A 25,500-nucleotide genomic window follows, 5' to 3' on the forward strand; every position below is an offset into this window, starting at 1 on the left:
TTTCACTTTTCTATGAGTACATCTTAGTGTAGACTTATACTTGGCGGTAAACTTTACACTCGAAATAGAATTATTTCAAGATAAGCAGTTATTCACAGTTTACTGCGATATTCTTAATTGAATGTTAAATAAAAATAAGAAAAATATAGGGTTAAAAAAGGGAAACGTATAAAGACGTTGAATATTTTTCTTATAAATAGTAAAGTTGCGATTGTTGTTCCATATATTGAGTTGTATGGTATAAATAAAGAAGGAGGTGCCAAAGAATGAACAGCAATGAAATATATGTTAGTCTTGACATCGGTACATCCAATGTTAAAGTCATCATTGGTGAAATGGTTAATGACAGCTTAAACATTATTGGTGTTGGAAATGTAAAATCAAATGGTTTAAAGAAGGGATCGATAGTTGATATAGATGAGACTGTTCGATCAATTAAAAAAGCAATTGAACAAGCTGAGCGCATGGTGGGAATCCACATTGAGCAAGTTGTAGTAGGTGTCAATGCAAACCAGGTACAGCTACTTCCATGTCACGGAGTAGTCGCTGTTTCAAATGAAGATCGTGAAATCGGAAATGAAGATGTCTTACGCGTTCTAGATGCAGCACAAGTTGTGTCAATTGCTCCTGAACGTGAGTTTATTGATGTGGTACCTCGACAGTTCATCGTAGACGGTCTTGACGAGATTAACGATCCACGTGGGATGATCGGTGTAAGATTAGAAATGGAAGGTACACTTATTACAGGATCGAGAACTTTACTACATAACCTACTTCGTTGTGTAGAGAAATCAGGTCTTGAAATTGTTGATATTTGTCTTCAACCTTTAGCAGCTGCGACAGTTGCCTTGTCTTCAGATGAAAAAAACAGAGGTGTAGCCCTTGTTGATATTGGTGGAGGTTCTACAACTTTATCTATTTTTAAAGATGGAGAGTTACAAGCGACGAGCGTATTGCCATTAGGTGGAGACCATATAACGAAGGATATTGCGATTGGATTGAAAACTTCAACAGAAAATGCAGATCAAATTAAGTTGAAATATGGACATGCTTTTTATGATACAGCATCTGAAGAAGAAATGTTTACAGTTCCTATTATGGGAAGTGACCAAACAGAACAATATTCACAATTGGAATTATCCGATATTATCGAGGCTCGTGTAGAGGAAATTTTAATGTTTGTTCAAGAAGAAGTGCGTAAGCTAGGTGTAAAACAAGTTGCTTCTGGTTATGTACTAACTGGCGGAATTGCTTCTATGCCAGGTGTTCTTGATCTTGCATATGATATTTTACATGAAAATGTTCGTATAGCAACTCCTGATTATATTGGTGTGCGTGAGCCTCAATATACAATTGGCGTTGGATTAATTAAGCACTCTTATCAAAAGGCTAAATTACGTGGGAAAAACGTGCAGGAAAAGCAGGAGCATTTTGAACCAGTCCCTGCGCCAATGCCGGTACAACAGCAACCTGCGAAACAAAAAACTCGTAATCAAAGCAATGATAATCAAAATGATGACCGCATGATGTCAAAAGTAAAACGTGTATTCCGTTATTTATGGGATTAAAATTGGACACGAAAAATGAGGTTCTAGGGGGATTTCGACATGTTAGAGTTTGATACTACTCAAGATCAATTAGCAAATATAAAAGTTATCGGTGTCGGCGGTGGCGGAAACAATGCTGTAAACCGTATGATTGAACACGGCGTACAAGGTGTAGACTTTATCGCTGTGAATACTGATGCACAAGCATTAAATCTATCAAAAGCTGAAACGAAAATGCAAATTGGTGGAAAATTAACGCGTGGACTTGGTGCAGGCGCAAACCCTGAAGTAGGGAAAAAAGCTGCAGAAGAAAGTAAAGAACAGATCCAAGAAGCACTTCGTGGTGCGGATATGGTCTTCGTAACTGCTGGTATGGGTGGCGGAACTGGAACTGGTGCGGCTCCAGTTGTTGCTCAAGTTGCAAAAGAATTAGGTGCGTTAACAGTTGGTGTGGTAACACGTCCATTTACATTTGAAGGACGTAAACGTGCAACGCAAGCAGCATCTGGTATTGCAGCATTTAAAGAAAATGTAGATACTCTTATTGTAATTCCAAACGATCGCTTATTAGAGATTGTTGATAAAAATACGCCAATGTTAGAAGCATTCCGTGAAGCTGATAACGTATTACGTCAAGGTGTTCAAGGTATTTCGGATTTAATTGCAACACCAGGTTTAATTAACTTAGACTTTGCAGACGTAAAGACAATTATGTCTAATAGAGGTTCTGCTTTAATGGGTATTGGTTCTGGTAACGGGGAAAATCGTGCCGCTGAAGCTGCGAAAAAAGCGATTTCTAGTCCATTACTAGAAACATCTATTGATGGAGCTCAAGGTGTTATTATGAACATTACGGGTGGAGCTAACTTAAGCTTATATGAAGTACAAGAAGCGGCAGATATTGTAGCTTCAGCTTCAGATCCAGAAGTAAATATGATCTTCGGTTCTGTTATTAATGAAGGATTAAAAGATGATATCGTTGTAACTGTAATTGCAACTGGTTTTGATGATAGCATTGCAACTCAACCACCAAAACCAATTATCCGTCCGAATTCGAACCACACGCAACAACAGCAACAACCAGTAGCTCAACCTTCAAAACAACGTGAAGTAAAACGTGAAATGAAGCGTGAAGAGCCAGTTGTACATGAGCGTCATTCAGATTCAGATGATATCGATATTCCAGCATTTTTACGTAACCGTCGTAGACGATAAAAGAAAAGGAGCTTTCATGCTCCTTTTTTGTTTTCTAAATGGAAAAGACCTGCTAAGCAGGTCTTTTTTTTCGTATATTTCAACGTATCTGGTCAAAGCTTAGTTAATGTTTCCGAATAGGGAAACCCACCAATTAAAATTTCAAATTATAAGCTGTAGTGTATGTTCATTCATTTTAATTACAAATATTTTAGTTGATCTTGTTGGTGAAAATAAGAGTATATCATTCTATGAATTTGTACTTTTATTTTTACCGACAGATTATGTCTAGAAATCACAAAATAACAAAAAAACACCTCCGCAAATTGACACACTTTCCTATTGGATATGCATTATACTAGTCTCAACTTGAAAAAAGAGGTGAATTGTTTGGTTGTTTACGCCGACGTTGTTTGGTTGTTAAACGCCTGCATTGATTTTCTTTTGCTTTTATTAACAGCTACCGTGTTAAAAAAGAAGATCAAAAGATGGAGGCTTGTGTTAGGGGCATTTATAGGTTCAACTATTGTTATTTTTGCCTTTACTCCTTTTGCTTCTATGATGACACATCCAATTATGAAACTACTGTACTCGTTACTTATTGTGTATACAGCATTTGGGTTTACAACGTTTAGAAATTATGCACAAACTGTTTTTACTTTTTACTTTGTAACCTTTATGGTTGGCGGAGGATTAATTGGAACTCATTTCTTTTTGCAAACAAATGAAATGGTAAATGGATTGGTTCAATCTCAGTCAGTTTCTTACGGTGATCCAATTAGTTGGTTATTTGTTATTTTTGGTTTTCCGGTAATTTATTATTTTTCTAAAAAGCGTATTGAAAGCGTAGAGGTCACGAAAATACACTATGACCAAATTGTGAAAGTGAAAATTCAATTAGCCGAAGAACAACTAGAACTGGCAGGTTTAATTGATAGTGGGAACCAACTTTACGACCCATTAACAAAAACACCCGTTATGATTATGCATGTTTCATCATTAGAACATTGCTTACCAGCTTGGTTAACAGAACAAATTTATTCCAAAACAGAAATTCCTCAAATACCAGAAAATGATTCTGGTTGGGCGACAAAGTTACGCTTAATTCCTTTCCGTGCAGTAGGAGTAGAGAGTCAATTTTTGTGGGCGATTAAGCCTGACAGTGTGCAAGTTGACTATGAAGGTAGTTCTATTGTTGTAAACAAGGTATTAATTGGATTAAATACACAACAACTGTCTACCAATGGAGAGTATCAATGTATTGTTCATCCAAAAATGTTGATTTCACAAAAGATGGTAATTGCTTAATAATGAGAGGCGGGATAATATGATGAAATTAAAATTTTATTTAGTATACCTTTGGTATAAAGTATTGCTGAAATTAGGAATTAAGACCGATGAAATTTATTATATTGGTGGAAGTGAAGCGTTGCCACCACCGTTAACGAAAGAAGAAGAGGAAGTTCTTTTGAATAAATTGCCAAAAGGGGATCAGGCAGCAAGGTCATTACTGATTGAACGTAACTTAAGGCTCGTTGTATATATAGCAAGAAAGTTTGAAAATACCGGGATAAATATTGAAGATTTAATTAGTATAGGAACAATCGGCCTTATTAAAGCGGTAAATACATTTAATCCAGAAAAGAAAATAAAATTAGCAACATATGCATCGCGTTGTATAGAAAATGAAATTTTAATGCATTTACGCCGGAATAACAAAAATCGTTCAGAAGTTTCTTTTGATGAACCGCTAAACATTGATTGGGATGGGAATGAACTGTTGTTGTCTGATGTGTTAGGTACAGATGATGATATTATTACAAAAGATTTAGAAGCTACTGTAGATCGTCACCTTTTAATGAAAGCATTGCACCAATTAAATGATCGTGAAAAACAAATTATGGAACTTCGGTTTGGGCTTGCTGGAGGAGAGGAAAAGACGCAAAAAGATGTGGCGGATATGCTCGGGATTTCACAGTCATACATTTCGCGTTTAGAAAAAAGAATTATAAAAAGATTACGAAAAGAATTTAATAAAATGGTGTGAAGAATAAGACCAGCCGTTATGTAGGCTGGTCTTATTCTATTTGGTTGTATTAGGAAAGATGATTTAAATGAAAAATGGCGAAAAAACCACATGCATAAAATCCCCTTCAAAGGAAATACTTTACACTGTACAGCAACTCCCGATAGGAGGGAACACTTTGACGAGAAACAAAGTAGAAATTTGCGGTGTTGATACAGCTAAACTTCCAGTATTAAAAAATGAAGAGATGCGTAAATTATTTCGTGAAATGCAAAGTGGAGAGATAAGCGCAAGAGAAAAATTAGTGAATGGAAACTTACGTCTTGTACTGAGCGTCATCCAAAGATTTAATAACAGAGGAGAATATGTTGACGATTTATTTCAAGTTGGTTGCATCGGACTTATGAAATCAATTGATAATTTTGATTTAGGTCAAAATGTAAAATTTTCAACGTATGCTGTGCCGATGATTATTGGGGAAATACGCAGATATTTGCGTGATAATAATCCGATTCGCGTATCGCGCTCACTGCGAGATATTGCGTATAAAGCGTTGCAAGTAAGAGAAAAGTTGATTGCAGAAAATTCAAAAGAACCAACAGCAATGGATATTGCAAAAGTGCTAGAAGTAACTCATGAAGAGATAGTATTTGCTTTAGATGCGATTCAAGACCCAGTTTCATTATTTGAGCCGATTTATAATGATGGGGGAGATCCTATCTTTGTTATGGATCAGTTAAGTGATGAAAAACAAAAGGACGAGCAGTGGGTTGAAGAACTAGCATTGAAAGAAGGAATGAAGCGTTTAAATGATCGAGAGAAAATGATTATTAGAAAACGTTTCTTCCAAGGAAAGACACAGATGGAAGTCGCAGAAGAAATTGGGATTTCTCAAGCACAAGTATCGCGTTTAGAGAAGTCAGCTATTAAACAAATGAATAAGACGATTCAAGGATAAGGTCTCACCAATTATGGTGAGACCTTTTTATATGTAATATGGTTTGCGCTCATAGTAGGGGGTTAATGTTCATATAATGAAATTAGCATAGGTTTTTAGTATAGGTGGCTTCGTAAATACGAGAAACAGCTTCCAATTCGTCATATAAGGGAGAGGATAAAAGTGATACGAATTTCGGAGTTACAGATGAAGGATGTTATAAATGTTTCAGATGGAAAAAGGATTGGGAATATTGGAGATATTGAAATTGATATGAACACAGGGAAAATCTGTTCTGTTATTATTTCCAAACAGACACGTATGCTAGGTATTTTTGGAAAAGATGTTGAAATTGTAATTCCTTGGAAGGAAATTGTGAAAATTGGGGAAGATGTCATACTTGTAAGAGTAAATCCTATTAATTCTGTAACAGAATCAATACAAACACCGACAATTTCATAAAGAATATTACAAATTCCTCTTTTTTTTCTGTTGGTATTATGAAAAAATAAAAGTATGGTAAAATAGACAGGAAGTACCATACTTTTTTCTGTTATTTTAATTAAAAGGAGCCGCTTTGTTATGAGAGAACCATTTAAATATGTGGACGGTATACTATATTTACAAGCGTGGAAAGAACTTGGAAACATTACTGCTGGATTTACGACAAAAGATGGTGGGATAAGTACGGGCTCCTTTCATACGATGAATTTAGGATTACATGTGAATGATATCGTGGAGAACGTTCATGAAAACAGACGCATTTTAGCAAATAAGTTACAAAAACCATTAGAAAACTGGATTTGCTCTGAACAAGTTCATGATCATCATGTTGAAAAAGTAGGACAACAGGAAAAGGGAAGTGGCGTCTATTCATATGAGGATGGCATTTCAAAAACAGATGGCATTTATACGAGTAATGAAGATGTTCTTTTAACGTCTTGTTACGCGGATTGTGTCCCGCTCTATTTTTATGCACCATCACATGGTATGATAGGACTTGCGCATGCTGGGTGGAAAGGCACTGTAAAAGAGATTGCAAAGGAAATGATTCAAAAGTGGAATGCAGAAGGTATTTCAAGTGATGAAATTCATGTTGCAATTGGGCCGTCGATCGGATCTTGTTGTTACGTTGTGGATGATCGTGTATTAACAGCAGCACAGGAAGTAGTTAACGGTGCTGTTCCTCATCAAAAAATTTCTGATGGACAGTACGCAATTAATTTAAAAGAAATTAATCGTATATTATGTGTACAAGCAGGCATAAAAGAAGAGCATATTGTAATGTCATCTCTTTGTACAAGCTGTGAAGAGCAACTATTTTTCTCTCATCGTCGTGATCAAGGTAAGACAGGAAGAATGTTGAGTTTCATAGGTTTTAAGGAGGAAGGAAGCAAGTGACAGTACAAGAAAATTTAGTAATTGTAAACGAAGCTATTAAAGAATCTTGCGCTCGAGCTGGACGCTCGTTGTCAGATATTAAACTTGTTGCAGTTACAAAAACTGTAGGGATTGAAAAAACAAACGAAGTAATTGAAGCTGGAATTACCGATTTAGGTGAAAATAGAAATGAAGGTTTCTTACAGAAATACGAACATTTCGGTTCAAAACCAAATTGGCATTTTATTGGATCTTTACAAACAAGAAAAGTAAAAGAAATCATTAATGAAATTGATTATTTACATTCGTTAGATCGTCTTTCTTTGGCGAAAGAAATTCAGAAACGTGCTGATAAGAAAGTGAAATGCTTTATTCAAGTGAAAACCTCATCTGAAGAAACGAAGCAAGGATTGGCAATAGAAGAGGTTGTTTCTTTTATTCAAAGTTTGCAAGAATTCGATAAAATTGAAGTGGTTGGACTAATGACGATGGCTCCATTTACAGAAGAAGAGGAAGAAATCAGACGCTGTTTTAAAGAATTACGTATGCTACAAACAAAGGTGCAGGAGCTAGAGTTATTACATGCGCCATGTAAAGACTTATCAATGGGAATGTCCAACGATTACACGATTGCAATAGAAGAAGGCGCTACATATATTCGTTTGGGAACGATTTTAGTAGGAAAAGCGTAAAAGGAAGGAGAATCTTATTATGAGTTGGTCAAAAGTAAAATACTTCTTTTTTGATACACCGGAAGAAAAAGAAGCAGCTCAATATGGTTATGAAAAGGAGCAAACAGACATGAAAAAGCAGCAAGATCCACCAGAACAACAAGATGTTACGTTTCCGAAAGCGCAACCGAAGCAAAATGTTGTGAGTATTGAAACAGCAAAACAATCTTCAAAAGTTGTTTTATTAGAACCACGCACATATTCGGAAGCACAAGGGATTGCGGACCACTTAAAAGGTAGACGAGCTGTTGTAATTAATTTGCAGAGAATGTCTACTGATCAAGCGGTACGTATCGTTGACTTTTTAAGTGGTACTGTATACGCTATAGGCGGGGACATTCAAAAAATAGGACCGAAAACATTTATGTGTACACCTGAAAATGTTGATATTGTTGGTGCAATTTCAGAGTTATTCGGTGAAGAAGAAGAAACAAATATAAAGAGGTGGTAATACGCCATGACAACAGTATTTATGGTGTTAAGTTATGCTATCGAGATTTACTCGTGGGCACTGATTATTTACATTCTCCTATCATGGTTTCCTGGTGCAAAGGAATCATCGTTTGGAGAGTTCCTTGCGCGTATTTGTGAACCGTATTTAGAACCATTCCGCAGATTTATTCCGCCGCTTGGTATGATTGATATCTCTCCAATCGTTGCGATTTTTGCGTTAAAACTTGCTAAAACTGGTTTGTTCAGTTTATTCGCCTATTTCTTATAGTAAGAGGTTAAATACATGAGCATTTACGAACATTTTAGGCCTGATGAGGAGGTCTTTGTGGATAAAGTGCTAGAGTGGAAGCGATCGGCGGAGTATCATCAAGTGAAATTAACGGATTTCCTTGATCCTAGGCAGCAACAAATTGTTTCTATGGTAATAGGGCAAGGTGATGTTGCTGTGCAATTTGGTGGTGCAACGCCTAATGCAGAGCGTAGAAGAGCACTCATTTATCCAGACTATCTAGAATTAAATGAAGAAGAATTTCAAGTAGAAGTATTAGAAATTGACTATCCTTCCAAGTTTTATACGCTAGAACATAGGCAAATATTAGGTACATTTATGTCACTTGGTTTAACGAGAGAAAAATGTGGTGATATTTTGCTGCAAGAAAATCGTGCCCAAATTGTAGTTGCGAAAGAAATCGTATCGTATATTGAGATGAACTTACAATCAATAGGGAAAGTAAAAGTCTCTTTAGCATCAGTGCAAGGAGAACAAATTCTACAGATACATGAAACGTGGGGAGAGAAATCTGGAACGGTTTCTTCACTTCGTTTAGATGTTATGCTAGCTGAAATGTTACATATATCCAGACAGAAAGTACAACCTTTAATAAAAAATGGTTTAGTAAAAGTCAATTGGAAAACAGTGGAGCAAACCTCTTATGAATGTTATCCAGGAGATGTTTTTTCTGTTAGAGGATATGGACGAAGTAAATTATTTTCTGTAGAAGGTAGAACAAAACGCGACAAATGGAGAATTTTGTATGGTATACTAAAATGATTGGTTTTTTAGAAGGAAATCCTCCTATTTTGTCGAAGAAAAGATATAATTGAAAGAGGAAATTTAGATAACTACTTGGAGGTGGCGTTGTGCCGTTAACACCATTAGATATTCATAACAAAGAATTTGGTCGCGGATTCCGTGGCTATGATGAAGATCAAGTAAATGAGTTTCTTGATCAAATTATCAAAGATTATGAATTGGTCATTCGTGAGAAAAAAGCTTTAGAAGAAAAAGTTGCGCAATTAGAAGGAAAGTTAGATCATTTCTCTAATATTGAAGATACGTTAAATAAATCTATCGTTGTTGCACAAGAAGCAGCGGAAGAAGTAAAACGTAATGCGCAAAAAGAAGCGAAATTAATTGTGCGTGAAGCTGAAAAGAATGCAGATCGTATTATTAACGAAGCATTAGTAAAATCAAGAAAAGTTGCTTTTGATATTGAAGAGCTAAAGAAACAAGCGAAAGTATTCCGAACTCGTTTCCGTATGTTATTAGAAACACAGCTTGAAATGTTAAACAACGATGATTGGGATAAACTAATTGAGTTAGAAGACGAAGTAGATGAGCTGTTGAAAAAAGAAGAAACAGTGTAAGCTTGACGTTTTTCTCATTATTACATATAATTTTAAACAACATATTTATTAAGAAAAACGAAGATAGGGATAAGTACCTTTTCAAACCTTATATAGCGAACTGAGGATGGTGTAAGCTCAGGATAAGGAGATAGTGGGAATATCACCCTGGAGTTCCTCGCTGAACAAATAAAGTAAGCGTAGGCGTGTATTCGCGTTAAGAATATAAAGAGGATTTTATACATATGTATATGATCTACTAGGGTGGTACCGCGGGAGACTTTCTCGTCCCTTTTTGGGATGAGAAGGTCTCTTTTTTATTCCGTTTTTTAAGTATTTCTTTTATACATGTAAGGAGGAATTGAGCATGGAGTACAAAAATACATTACTGATGCCAAAAACAGAGTTCCCAATGCGTGGGAATTTACCAAAACGTGAGCCTGCAATGCAAGAAAAATGGGCTGAAATGAATATTTACGAAAAAGTACAAGAACATACAAAAGGTCGTCCTTTATTTGTATTGCATGATGGACCTCCATATGCGAATGGTGACATTCACATGGGACATGCATTAAATAAAGTATTAAAAGACTTTATTGTTCGTTATAAATCAATGACTGGTTTCAGTGCGCCATATGTTCCAGGATGGGATACGCACGGTTTACCAATTGAACAAGCTTTAACAAATAAAGGTGTAAAACGTAAAGAAATGACAGTTGCTGAGTTCCGTAAGTTATGTGCAGAGTATGCATATGAACAAGTAGAACGTCAACGTGAACAATTTAAGCGTCTAGGTGTACGTGCAGATTGGGATAATCCATATATTACTTTAGAGCCAGCTTATGAAGCACAACAAATTAAAGTGTTTGGTGATATGGCGAAAAAAGGTTATATCTATAAAGGGCAAAAACCAGTTTACTGGTCTCCAACAAGTGAATCTGCTTTAGCAGAAGCTGAAATTGAATACCAAGATAAAAAATCAGCATCTATTTACGTAGCATTCCCTGTAAAAGATGGAAAGAACGTATTAGAAGGTGATGAAAAGTACATCATTTGGACAACAACACCTTGGACATTACCTGCTAACTTAGGTATTTCTGTTCACCCAGAGCTTGAATATAGCATTGTAAAAGTAAATGATGAAAAATATATTATTGCTTCTGAGCTATTTGAGACAGTTGCAAAAACGTTAGAGTGGGAAAATGCTGAAGTTGTAAAAACAGTAAAAGGTAGCGAACTTGAGTATACAGTTGCAAAACATCCATTCTACGATCGTGATTCATTAGTAATGCTAGGAGATCACGTGACAACAGATGCAGGTACAGGTTGTGTTCATACAGCACCAGGACACGGGGAAGATGACTTCGTTGTTGGTAAAAAGTATGGATTAGAAGTACTTTGCCCAGTTGATGATAAAGGTGTATTAACAAATGAAGCACCTGGATTTGAAGGCTTATTCTATGATAAAGCTAACAAGCCAATTACAGAAAAATTAGAAGAAGTAGGCGCGTTACTGAAATTAACATTCATTACGCATTCATACCCACATGATTGGAGAACGAAAAAACCAATTATTTTCCGTGCGACAGCACAGTGGTTTGCATCTATTGAAGCATTCCGTAAAGAATTAATAGAAGCTGTAGCGGAAACAAAATGGGTACCAGCATGGGGAGAAACTCGTCTTCATAATATGGTTCGTGACCGTGGTGACTGGTGTATTTCTCGTCAGCGTGCATGGGGTGTGCCAATTCCGGTATTCTATGCTGAGAATGGTGATCCAATTATTACGGATGAAACAATTAACCATGTAGCAGATTTATTCCGTGAACACGGTTCTAACGTATGGTTTGAGCGTGAAGCGAAAGATTTATTACCAGAAGGATTTACACATCCAGGTAGCCCAAATGGCGAATTCCGTAAAGAAACAGACATCATGGATGTATGGTTCGATTCAGGTTCTTCTCACCAAGCTGTATTAGAAGAGCGCGAAGATTTACAGCGTCCAGCTGATTTATATTTAGAAGGATCTGACCAGTATCGTGGTTGGTTTAACTCTTCATTATCAACAGCAGTTGCTGTAACAGGTAAAGCTCCATATAAAGGTGTACTAAGCCATGGTTTCGTATTAGATGGTGAAGGCCGTAAAATGAGTAAGTCGATTGGAAACATCGTCGTACCGAAGAAAATTATGGATCAATTAGGCGGAGACATTTTACGTTTATGGGTATCTTCTGTTGACTATCAATCTGACGTGCGTATTTCAGATGATATTTTAAAACAAGTAGCAGAAGTGTATCGTAAAATCCGTAACACATTCCGTTTCTTATTAGGAAACTTAGATGACTTTAAGCCAAGTGAAAATACTGTGGCAACGGCTGAACTTCGTGAAGTGGACCGTTATATGTTAGTGAAGTTAAATGACTTAATTACAAAAGTAAAAGAAGCATATGAAACATACGACTTTGCTGCTGTGTATCATGCAATTCATAACTTCTGTACAATCGATTTAAGTTCATTCTACTTAGATTTTGCAAAAGACATTTTATACATTGAAGGTGCAAACCACGAAGATCGTCGTGCAATTCAAACTGTATTATATGATGTGCTTGTTGCATTGACAAAACTTGTAACGCCAATCTTACCGCATACAGCTGATGAAGTATGGCCATACATTCCAGGTGTAACAGAAGAAAGTGTACAATTAACTAATATGCCAGAAGTTGTACAATTAGATGATGCGGAAGCATTAAAAACAAAATGGGATGCATTTATGACATTGCGTGATGACGTATTAAAAGCGTTAGAAGTAGCTCGTAATGAAAAGGTAATCGGTAAGTCATTAAATGCAAGCATTACGCTATATCCAACTGTAGAAATGAAAGCTATGTTAGAGTCTATTAGCGAAGATTTAAAGCAACTATTCATCGTCTCTGAGTATAAACTTGGTGGTATGATTGAAGAAGCGCCAGTAGAAGCGCCGAAGTATGAGCATACAGCGGTTGTTGTTGCTCAAGCAACTGGTGAAACATGTGAACGTTGTTGGGTAGTTTCAGAAACAATTGGTAAAGATGCTGAACATGAAACATTATGTGAGCGTTGTGCAACAGTTGTGAAAGAAAACTATGTAAAATAATAAAAAATGACTGCGCGTAAAGTGCAGTCATTTTTTTATTGACGATATATTGAAATAACATTCACTCTCTTTCCTATGAAGGAAAAATGTGTGTGAGGTAAGCTTGGAAATTTCGGACACACTAATCGTACATTGCAGCTGGGAGGAATGTACACGTGAATGAAATTTATATGGAAATAAAAGATGAATTACAATTGATGAGAAAAGAGTTGCGAGAGAGATTAGCAAAAGAGGTTATGCACAAATATGATACAGAGTTTAGCCAAGAACTTGGCTATGAAATTAAGGAAGAGATAAAGAAAAAACTGTTATTACATGATATAAAAGAGGATTTAAAGGATGTAGAACGTGCGCTATTTAAAATGGAAATAGATATGTATGGCATTTGTGAAGAAACAGGGAGAGTCATCTCAGCAAAACAAATGAAAATTATGCCGACTGCCCGAACAATTCATGAATTTTTCTATGAAAAGGTAAATGTATGAATACGCACAACGATATTATAGTACCTTTTTTTAATTTATTTTATTCTTCTATAAAGGTTCATTGTGAAAAGGTAGCAGCTATGCTAAAATTTTGAGGTACACTGTCTTTGTGGGGGAAATGAAAATGATATATTATGTAATAGCGTTATTTGTCATTGCTATCGATCAAATATCGAAGTGGTTAATTGTAAAGAACATGGAATTGGGTACGAGTATACCGATTATCGACAATGTATTATACATAACATCACATCGAAATAGAGGAGCTGCCTGGGGTATTTTAGAAAATAAAATGTGGTTCTTCTACATTATTACAGTTGTTTTTGTAGCGTTTATCGTATTTTATATGAAAAAGTATGCGAAAACAGACAAGCTTCTAGGTATTTCGTTAGGCCTAATTTTAGGCGGGGCAATTGGTAACTTTATTGATCGTGTATTTAGACAAGAAGTAGTGGATTTCATTCACGTGTATATTTTCTCGTACAACTATCCAGTATTCAATATAGCGGATTCAGCATTATGTATTGGTGTTGTATTAATTATTATTCAAACATTATTAGAAGGCAAGAAAGCGAAGGAGTAATTGAATGAGTGAAGTAGTACAAGTAACAGTTGCAGAAGAGCAAAAAAATGAGCGAATTGATAAATTCGTTGCAGGGATAAATAATGAGTGGTCACGTTCACAAGTACAGCAATGGATTAAAGATGATGTTGTGACAGTAAACGGGAAAGCAGTAAAAGTGAATTATAAAGTAAAAGAAGAAGATGAAATTACAGTAACGATTCCTGAACCGGAAGCGTTAGATATTCAACCAGAAGATATGAATTTAGAAATTTATTATGAAGATGCAGATGTGCTTGTTGTAAATAAGCCACGTGGTATGGTTGTACATCCAGCACCAGGGCATACAAGTGGTACGCTTGTAAACGGTCTTATGCACCACTGTACAGATCTATCAGGTATCAACGGTGTAATGCGTCCAGGTATCGTGCATCGTATTGATAAAGATACATCTGGATTATTAATGGTTGCTAAAAATGATATGGCGCATGAATCACTTGTGAATCAACTTGTAGCAAAAACAGTAACAAGACGTTATAAAGCAATTGTGCACGGTGTTATCCCGCATGATAAAGGAACTATTGATGCGCCAATTGGTCGTGATAAGAAAGAGCGTCAAAGTATGACAGTTGATGAAAATGGTAAGAACGCTGTTACTCACTTCCAAGTGTTAGAACGTTTTAAAGACTTTACACTTGTAGAATGTCGTCTAGAAACGGGACGTACGCACCAAATTCGTGTTCATATGAAATATATTGGCTATCCACTTGCTGGAGATCCGAAGTATGGTCCGAAGAAAACGTTAGATATGAATGGGCAAGCACTTCATGCAGGTATTTTAGGCTTTGATCATCCTCGTACTGGTGAATATATTCAGTTTGAGGCACCGATTCCAGAAGTGTTTGAAGAAGCATTAAATATTTTACGGAAATAGTATTGACAAATCATAAGAAAACTGAGATACTGACAACAGTTAAATAATGATCCTTTAACACAGCCCCGTGAGGTTGAGAAGGTAACGGTTTGAAATACTTAGGGTATGATGTACCCTTTTTTCAAAAGTCCTCTCGCACACGCTGAGAGGACTTTTTTTATACCATTACTCTCACGCAAGAAAAAAAGCTTGGAGGTGTAGAGCATGCAAGAGAAAGCTGTCGTTTTAGATGACCAAATGATTCGCCGCGCTTTAACACGAATTAGTCATGAAATCGTGGAACGAAATAAAGGTGTCGATAATTGTGTTCTTGTCGGAATTAAAACTCGTGGAATTTTTATTGCACAACGTTTGGCAGAACGAATTGGTCAAATTGAAGGAAAAGAAATGGAAGTTGGAGAGTTAGACATTACATTATATCGTGATGATTTAACACTACAATCAAAAAATAAAGAACCACTTGTAAAAGGTTCTGATATCCCTGTAGATATTACGAAGAAAAAAGTTATCCTCGTGGATGACGTATTATATACAGGAAGAACAGTTCGAGCAGCAATGGATGCTCTTATGGATTTAGGTAGACCATCTCAAATCCAACTGGCGGTTCTTGTTGATAGAGGTCATCGTGAATTACCAATTCGCGCTGATTACGTAGGAAAGAACATTCCAACATCAAGTGAAGAGCGTATCGAAGTTGATTTGCAAGAGACAGATCAACAAGATCGAGTAAGCATATACGATAAGTAAAGCCCTTTTAAATGTAGTCCTGTGAGGCTGCCAAAGGGTCTTGGCTTTCATATGTCAAATTTGGCATACGAAAGTGTAGGACTCTTTGTGCACAGGCACAAAGAGTTTTTTTATTGCAAAGATTTAAACTGAAGGAGGATGTAACAATGGAACAAAAGCCAGTGTTAGACGTTAATGAAGTACCGAAACCGGGAAAATGGTTATTTTTAAGTATACAACATTTGTTCGCGATGTTTGGATCAACAGTGCTTGTTCCGTTTTTAACAGGATTGAATCCGTCAGTAGCATTAATATCAAGTGGATTAGGAACGCTAGCGTTTCTTCTTATAACGAAAGGTCAAGTACCAGCATATTTAGGATCATCATTCGCCTTTATTGCACCGATTATAACAGCGAAAACAGCAGGTGGACCTGGAGCAGCAATGCTTGGTGGTTTGCTAGCAGGACTTGTGTACATCTTAATCTCACTCGGAATTAAGAAATCAGGGTCAGAGTGGATTATGAAATTACTTCCGCCAATCGTAGTTGGTCCAGTCGTAATGGTAATCGGTTTAGCACTAGCGCATACAGCGGTTAACATGGCAATGAACGGTGCGGATGGTAAGTACAGCTTTACACACTTTTCAGTAGCCTTAGTAACATTAGCAATTACGATCATTTGCTCCATATTCGGAAGAGGGTTCTTCAGTATCATACCAGTTTTACTAGGAATTATCGGGGGTTACATCTTCGCATACTTCCAAGGGCTAGTCGATTTAAAACCAGTAGCTGAGGCGAAATGGTTTGTCGTACCTGATTTCACAGTACCGTTTGTAACATATACACCGGAGTTTTCATGGAAGATTGTACTCTTAATGGTACCCGTTGCGCTTGTAACAATTTCAGAACATATTGGACATCAAATTGTACTTGGAAATGTTATTAAAAGAGATTTAATTGAAAAACCAGGTTTACACCGTTCAATCTTCGGTGATGGGATAGCAACATTAATCGCATCACTAATCGGTGGACCGCCGAATACAACATACGGTGAAAATATCGGTGTACTAGCAATTACGAGAGCATATAGTGTATACTTATTCATCGGTTCAGCAGTATTCGCGATCATGTTCGGATTTATCGGTAAGATTTCCGCACTGATTCACTCCATACCAACACCGGTTATGGGTGGTGTATCAATCTTACTATTCGGTGTAATTGCATCAAGTGGGTTACGCATGATGGTTGACGAAAAAACAGACCTAAGTGACAAACGAAACTTAATGATTGCATCAGTTATACTAGTAATTGGTATTGGTGGAGCAGTACTTCATGTAGGAGATTCATTCCAAGTAGAAGGAATGGCGCTTGCAGCGATTGTAGGTGTACTGTTAAATCTACTACTACCAGAAACAAAACAAATTAAACAAACTAAGCAGATTGCTTCATAAAAATAACCTTTTAATTCAGTCCAGTGAGACAGAAAAGGGTGGCTTCTTCCTTGCACCCTAGTCTCACACGGCTAGGGTATTTTTATGCAGATATTGTTATATAAATACAAAAGTGATAACATAAAAATCAGAAAGATGAGGGATGACGATGAACCATTTGTTAACGATGAGTGAATTATCGGAGCAAGAAATTTCAGAAATCCTAAAAGACGCAGAAGATTTTGCGAATGGAAAAGAAGTTAAAACAACAGAGCAAACATTTGTAGCAAACTTGTTCTTTGAGAATAGTACGAGAACGAGGTTTAGCTTCGAAGTTGCTGAGAAGAGATTAGGACTTGACGTTTTAAACTTTTCAGCAGATTCATCTAGCGTACAAAAAGGAGAAACGTTATACGACACGATAAGAACACTGGAATCAGTCGGAACAAAAGCGGTTGTCATCCGCCACGAGCAAGATCGCTACTTTGATGAATTAAAAGATCAGGTGAATATCCCAATCTTAAACGCAGGAGATGGCTGTGGAAACCATCCAACGCAGTGTCTATTAGACCTCCTTACAATTAAACAAGAGTTTGGAAGCTTTGAAGGTTTAAAGATTGCAATAGTAGGAGATGTTCGTCATAGCCGAGTAGCACGATCTAATGCAGAGGCATTAACGAAACTGGGTGCGACAATTTACTTCGCAAGCCCAGAAGAGTGGAAAGATGAAGACAACACATTTGGAACTTACAAAGACTTAGATGAACTTGTTCCAGAAGTGGATGTGATGATGTTACTGCGTGTACAGCATGAACGTCATGATCATTATGAAACAGACATTATGAAAGAGTATCATGAGAAACACGGATTAACAGTGGAAAGAGAAAAGCGTATGAAAGAAGGAAGCATTATTATGCATCCAGCTCCAGTAAACCGTGATGTGGAAATTGCAAGTGAACTTGTTGAGTGTGAGCGTTCACGTATATTTAAACAAATGGAAAATGGAGTTTACGTAAGAATGGCTGTACTAAAACGCGCCTTACCAAATGTATTAGGAGGAATGAAACATGAATTATTTGTTTAAAAATGGTCGTTATATGAATGAAGAAGGAAAAATCGTAGCAACAGATCTTCTCGTACAAGACGGTAAAATCGCTAAGGTAGCAGAAAATATTACGGTAGATAATGCTGAAGTAATCGATGTGAACGGAAAGTTAATCGCACCTGGATTAGTAGATGTACACGTACATCTTCGTGAACCAGGTGGTGAACATAAAGAAACAATTGAAACAGGTACATTAGCAGCGGCAAAAGGTGGATTCACTACAATTTGCTCAATGCCAAATACACGCCCAGTACCAGATTGCAGAGAACATATGGAAGACCTGCAAAAACGTATTAAAGAAAAAGCGCATGTCAACGTACTACCATACGGAGCAATTACAGTACGTCAAGCTGGTTCTGAAATGACAGATTTCGAAACGCTAAAAGAACTTGGAGCATTTGCTTTCACAGATGACGGTGTAGGCGTGCAAGATGCGAGCATGATGTTAGCGGCTATGAAACGTGCAGCAAAATTAGATATGGCAGTAGTTGCGCACTGTGAAGAGAATACGCTTATTAATAAAGGTTGTGTACATGAAGGGAAGTTTTCTGAGAAACACGGATTAAACGGTATCCCATCAGTATGTGAATCTGTACATATTGCAAGGGATATACTGCTTGCTGAAGCAGCAGATTGCCACTATCACGTATGTCACGTAAGTACGAAAGGTTCTGTACGTGTAATCCGTGATGCGAAACGCGCTGGAATTAAAGTAACAGCAGAAGTAACGCCACATCACTTAGTGTTATGTGAAGATGATATCCCATCAGCTGATCCTAACTTTAAAATGAACCCACCGCTTCGTGGAAAAGAAGATCATGCAGCATTAATTGAAGGTTTATTAGATGGAACGATCGATATGATTGCAACTGACCATGCACCGCATACAGCAGAAGAGAAAGCACAAGGAATTGAAAGAGCACCATTCGGAATTACTGGTTTTGAAACAGCATTCCCGCTTCTATACACAAACCTTGTGAAAAAAGGAGTTATTACGCTAGAACAGTTAATTCAATTCTTAACAGAAAAGCCAGCTGATACATTCGGCTTAGAAGCAGGTCGCCTAAAAGAAGGTAGAGCAGCTGATATTACAATCATTGATTTAGAACAAGAAGAAGAGATTGACCCAACAACATTCTTATCAAAAGGAAAAAATACACCATTCGCAGGTTGGAAATGCCAAGGATGGCCGGTAATGACAATCGTTGGTGGTAAGATCGCATGGCAAAAGGAGAGTGCATTAGTATGAAAAGACAACTTATCTTAGAAGATGGAACAGTATTAATTGGAACAGGTTTCGGAGGCGAAATCGAAAAGTCAGGTGAGGTTGTATTTACAACAGGAATGACTGGATATCAAGAAACATTATCTGATCCATCATATTGCGGTCAAATCGTAACATTCACGTACCCATTAATCGGAAACTACGGCATTAACCGTGACGATTTTGAATCCATTCACCCATCTGTAAATGGTTTAATCGTAAACGAAATTTGTGATCACCCATCAAACTTCCGTAATGAAATTTCGTTAAATGATTACTTAAAAGAAAGAAACATCCCAGGATTAGCAGGAATTGATACGAGAAAATTAACAAGAAAAATTCGTCAATATGGTACATTACGTGGACGCCTTTGTAACATGGATGCAGATGTAGAGTACATTGTGAGCCAATTAAAAGCGACAGTATTTACAGATCATGTGAAACGTGTATCAACGAAAGATCCATACCCAAGTCCAGGTCGTGGTCATAGAGTTGTACTAGTAGACTTCGGAATGAAGCATGGTATTTTACGAGAATTAAATAAGCGTGACTGTGATGTAATTGTAGTACCTTACAATACAACAGCAGAAGAGATTTTACGCCTTAGCCCAGATGGAATTATGTTAAGTAATGGACCTGGAGACCCGAAAGATGTACCAGAAGCAATTGAAATGTTAAAAGACATTATCGGTAAAGTTCCTTTATTCGGGATTTGCTTAGGACATCAGTTATTCGCACTAGCATCAGGTGCGAATACAAGTAAGTTAAAATTCGGTCACCGTGGTTTAAATCATCCAGTAAAAAATCTTGCAACTGGAAAAGTAGCAATTACATCTCAAAACCATGGTTACGCAGTAGAAGAAGAATCAGTTGAAAATACAGAACTTGAAATTACACATGTTGCTTTAAACGATGGAACAGTAGAAGGTCTTCGTCATACGAAGTTCCCAGCATTTACAGTACAATATCATCCAGAAGCTTCAGCAGGACCAGAAGATGCAAATGATTTATTCGAAGATTTCTTAGCAATGATTGAAAACTTCAAGAAAGAAGGGGAAGAGTTATGCCAAAACGCCTAGACATTAACACAATTTTAGTAATCGGATCAGGACCAATTGTAATTGGGCAAGCAGCAGAGTTTGACTACTCTGGTACACAAGCTTGTCAATCTCTTAGAGAAGAAGGTTACAAAGTAATCCTTGTTAACTCTAACCCAGCAACAATTATGACAGATACTGCAACAGCAGATAAAGTATACATTGAGCCTTTAACATTAGAATTCGTAAGCCGAATCATTCGTAAAGAACGTCCAGATGCAATCTTACCAACATTAGGTGGTCAAACAGGTTTAAACATGGCTGTTGAACTTGCGAAATCAGGCATACTTGAAGAGTGCGGAGTTGAAATTTTAGGAACAAAATTATCAGCAATTGAGCAAGCGGAGGATCGTGATTTATTCCGTACATTAATGCAGGAATTAAATGAACCAATTCCATCTAGTACCATTATTCATACGCTAGAAGAAGCACATGAATTTGTAAAAGAAATTGGATATCCAGTTATTGTTCGCCCAGCATTTACAATGGGGGGAACAGGTGGCGGAATCTGTAGTAATGAAGAAGAACTAATTGAAATCGTATCAGGTGGATTAAAACATAGTCCAGTAACACAATGTTTATTAGAAAAGAGCATTGCTGGTTGTAAGGAAATTGAATATGAAGTAATGCGTGATTCAAATGATAACGCGATTGTAGTATGTAACATGGAAAATATCGATCCAGTTGGAGTTCACACAGGTGATTCTATCGTTGTAGCACCGAGCCAAACGCTAAGTGATCGTGAGTATCAAATGTTGCGTAACACTTCATTACGAATTATTCGAGCATTAGGAATTGAAGGTGGATGTAACGTTCAGCTTGCACTTGATCCACATAGCTTCCAATACTATGTAATCGAAGTAAATCCACGTGTAAGTCGTTCATCTGCACTAGCATCTAAAGCAACTGGCTATCCAATTGCAAAATTAGCAGCGAAAATTGCAGTCGGCTTAACATTAGATGAAATTATAAACCCAGTAACGCAAAAAACATACGCTTGCTTCGAGCCAGCATTAGACTATGTTGTTTCAAAAATTCCGCGCTGGCCATTTGATAAGTTTGAATCAGCGAACAGAACACTGGGTACACAAATGAAGGCAACTGGTGAAGTTATGTCAATTGGACGTAACTTAGAGCAATCATTATTAAAAGCGGTTCGTTCTTTAGAACTTGGTGTTTATCACTTAGAATTAGACCACTTAAAAGAACTTGATAAAGAAACGATGAAAAAACGTATCATTAAAGCAGATGACGAGCGACTATTTATTGTAGCAGAAGCAATTCGTCAAGGTGTAACGAAAGAAGAAATCAACGAATGGTGTGAAATGGACTTCTTCTTCTTACAAAAAGTTGAAAACATCGTAAACATGGAACGTGAAGTAAAAGAAAATGTAGGAAATATAGAAGTATTACAATCAGCGAAAGAAATGGGCTTCAGTGACCATTACATCGCCAATGCTTGGAACAAAACAGAGCGTGAAATTTACGATATGCGTAAAGAAAGCAATATAACTCCTATTTATAAAATGGTAGATACTTGTGCGGCAGAGTTTGAATCTGCAACACCATACTATTACAGCACATATGGTGACGAGAATGAATCGGTTAGAACAGATCGTAAGAGTGTTGTCGTACTAGGGTCTGGTCCAATCCGTATCGGTCAAGGTGTTGAGTTTGACTACGCAACAGTTCACTCTGTATGGGCAATTAAAGAAGCTGGGTATGAGGCAATCATTGTTAATAACAATCCAGAAACAGTTTCAACAGACTTCAGTATTTCTGACAAATTATACTTTGAACCATTAACAATCGAAGATGTAATGCACATTATCGATTTAGAAAAGCCAGAAGGTGTTATCGTCCAATTCGGTGGACAAACGGCAATTAACTTAGCTGCTAAATTAGAAGCTCACGGTGTGAAAATCTTAGGAACATCACTTGAAGATTTAGACCGTGCAGAAGATCGTGATAAGTTTGAAGCAGCTCTAACACAGCTTGGTATCCCGCAACCAGTTGGTAAAACAGCAACGACTGTAGAGCAAGCAGTAGCAATCGCTGACAAAATTGGCTACCCAGTATTAGTAAGACCATCTTACGTACTAGGTGGACGCGCGATGGAAATCGTATATCGTCAAGAAGAACTGCTGCACTACATGAAAAATGCGGTTAAAGTTCACGCAGATCACCCAGTATTAATCGATCGTTACATGGTTGGTAAAGAAATTGAAGTAGATGCAATTTCAGATGGTGAGAATGTATTCATTCCAGGTATTATGGAACACATTGAACGCGCTGGAGTTCACTCTGGTGACTCAATCGGAGTATATCCACCGCAAAGCTTATCTGCAAAGCTGAAAGAACAAATTATTGAACATACAATTGCACTTGGAAAAGGTTTAAATATTGTTGGATTACTAAATATCCAGTTTGTAGTATTTGAAGATCAAGTGTATGTAATTGAAGTAAACCCACGTGCGAGCCGTACAGTACCATTCTTAAGCAAAATTACAGGTGTACCGATGGCGAATGTTGCAACGAAAGTTATTTTAGGTCAAAATCTTGTAGAGCAAGGATACGGAACTGGTTATCATCCAGAAGAGAAAGAAGTGTATGTAAAAGCACCGGTATTCTCGTTCGCGAAACTACGTTCAGTTGATACAACATTAGGACCTGAAATGAAGTCAACAGGGGAAGTAATGGGGAAAGACTTAACGCTTGAAAAAGCATTATACAAAGGATTAGTTGCTTCTGGAATTAACATCCCAACGCACGGATCAGTAATCATCACAGTAGCGGATAAAGATAAAGAAGAGGCGATGGAAATTGCAAAACGTTTCCATGAAATCGGCTATAACTTATTAGCAACAGCTGGAACAGCACAAACATTAGCAGAGCAAAATATTCCAGTGCAAGTTGTAAACAAAATTGATTCTGAAGACTACAACTTACTTGATATTATCCGTCAAGGAAAAGCACAGTTTGTAATCAATACATTAACAAAAGGTAAACAACCAGCGCGTGACGGTTTCCGCATTCGCCGTGAATCAGTAGAAAATGGTGTGGCTTGCTTAACATCACTTGATACAACGAGAGCAATCTTACGAGTATTAGAATCTATGACATTCTCAGCTCATTCAATGAAAGAAATTACGCAAACAAAGCGTCACGAGGTGGTACATGCATGATGCAAAAGCAAAATATGATCGTCGTTAACCAAAAAGAAATCGCAAAAAACATTTACGAATTAGTGCTTCAAGGAACGTTAGTACAGCAAATGAACGAACCAGGGCAGTTTGTACACATTAAGGTAGCAGAGGGCATTGCGCCCCTTCTGCGCCGCCCAATTAGTATTTGTAATGTAGATCAAGAGAAGAACGAATTTACAATGCTATATCGTGCCGAAGGACAAGGGACAAAAACATTAGCAACTAGAAAACAAGGTGAAATGGTAGATGTACTAGGACCATTAGGACACGGTTTTCCTGTAGAAGAAGCAGAAGCTGGTCAAACAGCTTTATTAGTAGGCGGGGGAATTGGTGTACCACCACTTTATGAATTATCACAGCGCCTTGTTGCAAAGGGTGTACGTGTTATTCACATCCTAGGTTTTCAAACGAAAGATGTTGTTTTCTATGAAGAAAAATTTGCAGAACTTGGTGATACGTACGTTGCGACAGTAGACGGTACACACGGTACAAAAGGATTTGTCACAGATGTAATTGATAATTACGGAATTGACTTTGATATTCTTTATTCATGTGGTCCGTTAGCGATGCTTCGTGCATTAGAAGGACGTTACAAAGAGAAAAAAGCCTATATTTCATTAGAAGAACGTATGGGTTGTGGTATTGGAGCTTGTTTCGCATGTGTATGCCACTTACAAGAAGATCCAAGTGGACATTCTTACAAGAAGGTGTGTAGCGACGGACCAGTATTTCCAATCGGGGAGGTTGTACTATGAACAGATTGCAAGTTGAATTACCAGGATTATCATTAAAAAATCCAATTATACCGGCATCTGGATGCTTTGGATTTGGTCGTGAATATGCACAGTTTTACGATTTAAGTGTACTAGGATCAATCATGATTAAAGCGACGACAGAACAACCACGTTATGGAAATCCAACGCCTCGTGTTGCTGAAACACCAGGTGGCATGTTAAATGCAATCGGACTTCAAAACCCGGGATTAGACAAAGTCATGAATTCTGAATTACCATGGTTAGAACAATTTGACCTTCCAATTATTGCGAACGTTGCAGGCTCACAAGCTGAGGATTACGTAGCGGTTGCAAAGGAAATTTCTAAAGCACCTAATGTCCATGCACTAGAATTAAACATTTCTTGTCCGAACGTAAAAACAGGTGGTATCGCCTTCGGTACAAATCCTGAAATTGCTGCTGATTTAACGAAGCGAGTAAAAGAGGTTTCTGAAGTACCTGTATACGTGAAATTGTCACCGAACGTGGCAAACATAGTGGAAATTGCAAAAGCGATTGAAAATGCAGGTGCAGATGGTTTAACGATGATTAATACATTGCTTGGTATGCGTCTAGATTTAAAAACAGCTAAACCAATTTTAGCAAACCGTACAGGTGGGCTATCAGGTCCTGCGATTAAGCCAGTTGCAATTCGTATGGTACATGAAGTAAGCCAAGCGGTTAACATTCCAATTATCGGAATGGGTGGTATTGAAACGGCAGAAGATGTAATTGAGTTCTTCTATGCTGGTGCAAGCGCAGTTGCAGTAGGTACAGCGAACTTTATCGATCCGTTCGTATGTCCGACAATTATTGAAGAGTTACCAGCATTATTAGATGAATTAGGATTTGATCACATTTCGGAATGTCAAGGAAGGAGCTGGAAGTAAA

24 protein-coding genes and 1 other annotated feature are annotated in these 25,500 nt (G+C 37.3%); all 24 genes read left to right on the top strand.

Annotation, left to right across the window (positions count from 1 at the left end; genetic code table 11):
* The first annotated feature begins 266 nt into the window (after window positions 1-266).
* The 24 genes from ftsA to pyrD all read left to right on the top strand — a co-directional run bounded on the left by ftsA (window position 267) and on the right by pyrD (window position 25,499).
* Complete coding sequence (gene ftsA / locus COK05_RS23735; RefSeq protein ID WP_098614501.1) at window positions 267-1,568, top strand: cell division protein FtsA; 1,302 nt, start codon at window positions 267-269, stop codon at window positions 1,566-1,568.
* A 39-nt stretch (window positions 1,569-1,607) separates the two neighbouring features.
* Window positions 1,608-2,762 carry a cell division protein FtsZ gene (gene ftsZ, locus COK05_RS23740; protein WP_098614502.1) on the top strand — a complete coding sequence of 385 codons (1,155 nt, stop codon included), beginning with the start codon at window positions 1,608-1,610 and terminating at the stop codon, window positions 2,760-2,762.
* A gap of 369 nt (window positions 2,763-3,131) precedes the next feature.
* Window positions 3,132-4,049, top strand: coding sequence for a sigma-E processing peptidase SpoIIGA (gene spoIIGA / locus COK05_RS23745; protein ID WP_141539231.1), 918 nt, complete (start codon window positions 3,132-3,134; stop codon window positions 4,047-4,049).
* 19 nt (window positions 4,050-4,068) lie between these two features.
* Window positions 4,069-4,788 (top strand): RNA polymerase sporulation sigma factor SigE, encoded by a 720-nt coding sequence (sigE, locus tag COK05_RS23750; protein WP_000976948.1) that lies wholly within the window; start codon window positions 4,069-4,071, stop codon window positions 4,786-4,788.
* 157 nt (window positions 4,789-4,945) lie between these two features.
* Entirely contained in the window at window positions 4,946-5,725 is a 780-nt protein-coding gene (gene sigG, locus COK05_RS23755) for an RNA polymerase sporulation sigma factor SigG (RefSeq protein WP_000197755.1), read from the top strand.
* A gap of 162 nt (window positions 5,726-5,887) precedes the next feature.
* Window positions 5,888-6,166, top strand: coding sequence for a YlmC/YmxH family sporulation protein (locus COK05_RS23760; RefSeq protein ID WP_141539232.1), 279 nt, complete (start codon window positions 5,888-5,890; stop codon window positions 6,164-6,166).
* Window positions 6,167-6,286: 120 nt separating this feature from the next.
* Window positions 6,287-7,105, top strand: coding sequence for a peptidoglycan editing factor PgeF (pgeF, locus tag COK05_RS23765; RefSeq protein ID WP_098614504.1), 819 nt, complete (start codon window positions 6,287-6,289; stop codon window positions 7,103-7,105).
* Window positions 7,102-7,776, top strand: a complete 675-nt coding sequence (locus tag COK05_RS23770) for a YggS family pyridoxal phosphate-dependent enzyme (protein ID WP_098614505.1) — start codon at window positions 7,102-7,104, stop codon at window positions 7,774-7,776. Before pgeF ends, COK05_RS23770 begins: the two co-directional genes overlap by 4 nt.
* Window positions 7,777-7,795: 19 nt before the next feature.
* A complete protein-coding gene (locus tag COK05_RS23775) occupies window positions 7,796-8,266 on the top strand; it encodes a cell division protein SepF (protein ID WP_000119129.1) in 471 nt (156 codons plus the stop codon).
* A 6-nt stretch (window positions 8,267-8,272) separates the two neighbouring features.
* Window positions 8,273-8,536 (top strand): YggT family protein, encoded by a 264-nt coding sequence (locus COK05_RS23780; RefSeq protein ID WP_098614506.1) that lies wholly within the window; start codon window positions 8,273-8,275, stop codon window positions 8,534-8,536.
* A gap of 15 nt (window positions 8,537-8,551) precedes the next feature.
* Window positions 8,552-9,319, top strand: coding sequence for an RNA-binding protein (locus COK05_RS23785; protein ID WP_098614507.1), 768 nt, complete (start codon window positions 8,552-8,554; stop codon window positions 9,317-9,319).
* Window positions 9,320-9,408: 89 nt separating this feature from the next.
* Window positions 9,409-9,915, top strand: a complete 507-nt coding sequence (divIVA, locus tag COK05_RS23790; protein ID WP_001131611.1) for a septum site-determining protein DivIVA — start codon at window positions 9,409-9,411, stop codon at window positions 9,913-9,915.
* 51 nt (window positions 9,916-9,966) lie between these two features.
* Window positions 9,967-10,190: a binding site (T-box leader), on the top strand.
* Window positions 10,191-10,261: 71 nt separating this feature from the next.
* Entirely contained in the window at window positions 10,262-13,027 is a 2,766-nt protein-coding gene (gene ileS2, locus COK05_RS23795; RefSeq protein WP_098614508.1) for an isoleucine--tRNA ligase, read from the top strand.
* A gap of 155 nt (window positions 13,028-13,182) precedes the next feature.
* On the top strand, window positions 13,183-13,512 hold the full coding sequence (locus COK05_RS23800; RefSeq protein WP_098614509.1) for a TraR/DksA family transcriptional regulator: 330 nt from the start codon (window positions 13,183-13,185) through the stop codon (window positions 13,510-13,512).
* A 124-nt stretch (window positions 13,513-13,636) separates the two neighbouring features.
* Window positions 13,637-14,095, top strand: coding sequence for a lipoprotein signal peptidase LspA (lspA, locus tag COK05_RS23805; RefSeq protein WP_098614510.1), 459 nt, complete (start codon window positions 13,637-13,639; stop codon window positions 14,093-14,095).
* A gap of 4 nt (window positions 14,096-14,099) precedes the next feature.
* A complete protein-coding gene (locus COK05_RS23810; protein ID WP_098614511.1) occupies window positions 14,100-15,008 on the top strand; it encodes an RluA family pseudouridine synthase in 909 nt (302 codons plus the stop codon).
* Between the two features lie 204 nt (window positions 15,009-15,212).
* On the top strand, window positions 15,213-15,755 hold the full coding sequence (pyrR, locus tag COK05_RS23815) for a bifunctional pyrimidine operon transcriptional regulator/uracil phosphoribosyltransferase (protein WP_001156491.1): 543 nt from the start codon (window positions 15,213-15,215) through the stop codon (window positions 15,753-15,755).
* Between the two features lie 146 nt (window positions 15,756-15,901).
* The gene (gene uraA / locus COK05_RS23820; RefSeq protein WP_141539233.1) at window positions 15,902-17,185 is read left to right on the top strand and encodes a uracil permease; all 1,284 of its coding nucleotides are present in this window, start codon (window positions 15,902-15,904) and stop codon (window positions 17,183-17,185) included.
* Window positions 17,186-17,333: 148 nt separating this feature from the next.
* On the top strand, window positions 17,334-18,248 hold the full coding sequence (pyrB, locus tag COK05_RS23825; protein ID WP_098614513.1) for an aspartate carbamoyltransferase: 915 nt from the start codon (window positions 17,334-17,336) through the stop codon (window positions 18,246-18,248).
* Window positions 18,232-19,518, top strand: coding sequence for a dihydroorotase (pyrC, locus tag COK05_RS23830; protein WP_098614514.1), 1,287 nt, complete (start codon window positions 18,232-18,234; stop codon window positions 19,516-19,518). Before pyrB ends, pyrC begins: the two co-directional genes overlap by 17 nt.
* Window positions 19,515-20,612 (top strand): carbamoyl phosphate synthase small subunit, encoded by a 1,098-nt coding sequence (locus COK05_RS23835; protein ID WP_098614515.1) that lies wholly within the window; start codon window positions 19,515-19,517, stop codon window positions 20,610-20,612. The genes pyrC and COK05_RS23835 overlap by 4 nt, the downstream gene beginning before the upstream one ends.
* A complete protein-coding gene (gene carB / locus COK05_RS23840) occupies window positions 20,597-23,815 on the top strand; it encodes a carbamoyl-phosphate synthase large subunit (protein WP_098614516.1) in 3,219 nt (1,072 codons plus the stop codon). The genes COK05_RS23835 and carB overlap by 16 nt, the downstream gene beginning before the upstream one ends.
* Window positions 23,812-24,591, top strand: a complete 780-nt coding sequence (pyrK, locus tag COK05_RS23845) for a dihydroorotate oxidase B electron transfer subunit (RefSeq protein ID WP_000983359.1) — start codon at window positions 23,812-23,814, stop codon at window positions 24,589-24,591. The genes carB and pyrK overlap by 4 nt, the downstream gene beginning before the upstream one ends.
* Window positions 24,588-25,499 (top strand): dihydroorotate oxidase B catalytic subunit, encoded by a 912-nt coding sequence (gene pyrD / locus COK05_RS23850; protein ID WP_098614517.1) that lies wholly within the window; start codon window positions 24,588-24,590, stop codon window positions 25,497-25,499. Before pyrK ends, pyrD begins: the two co-directional genes overlap by 4 nt.
* The last annotated feature ends 1 nt before the right edge of the window (window position 25,500 follow it).

The sequence above is a fragment of the Bacillus cereus genome, from assembly GCF_002567495.1.
Lineage (GTDB): Bacteria > Bacillota > Bacilli > Bacillales > Bacillaceae_G > Bacillus_A > Bacillus_A cereus_AQ.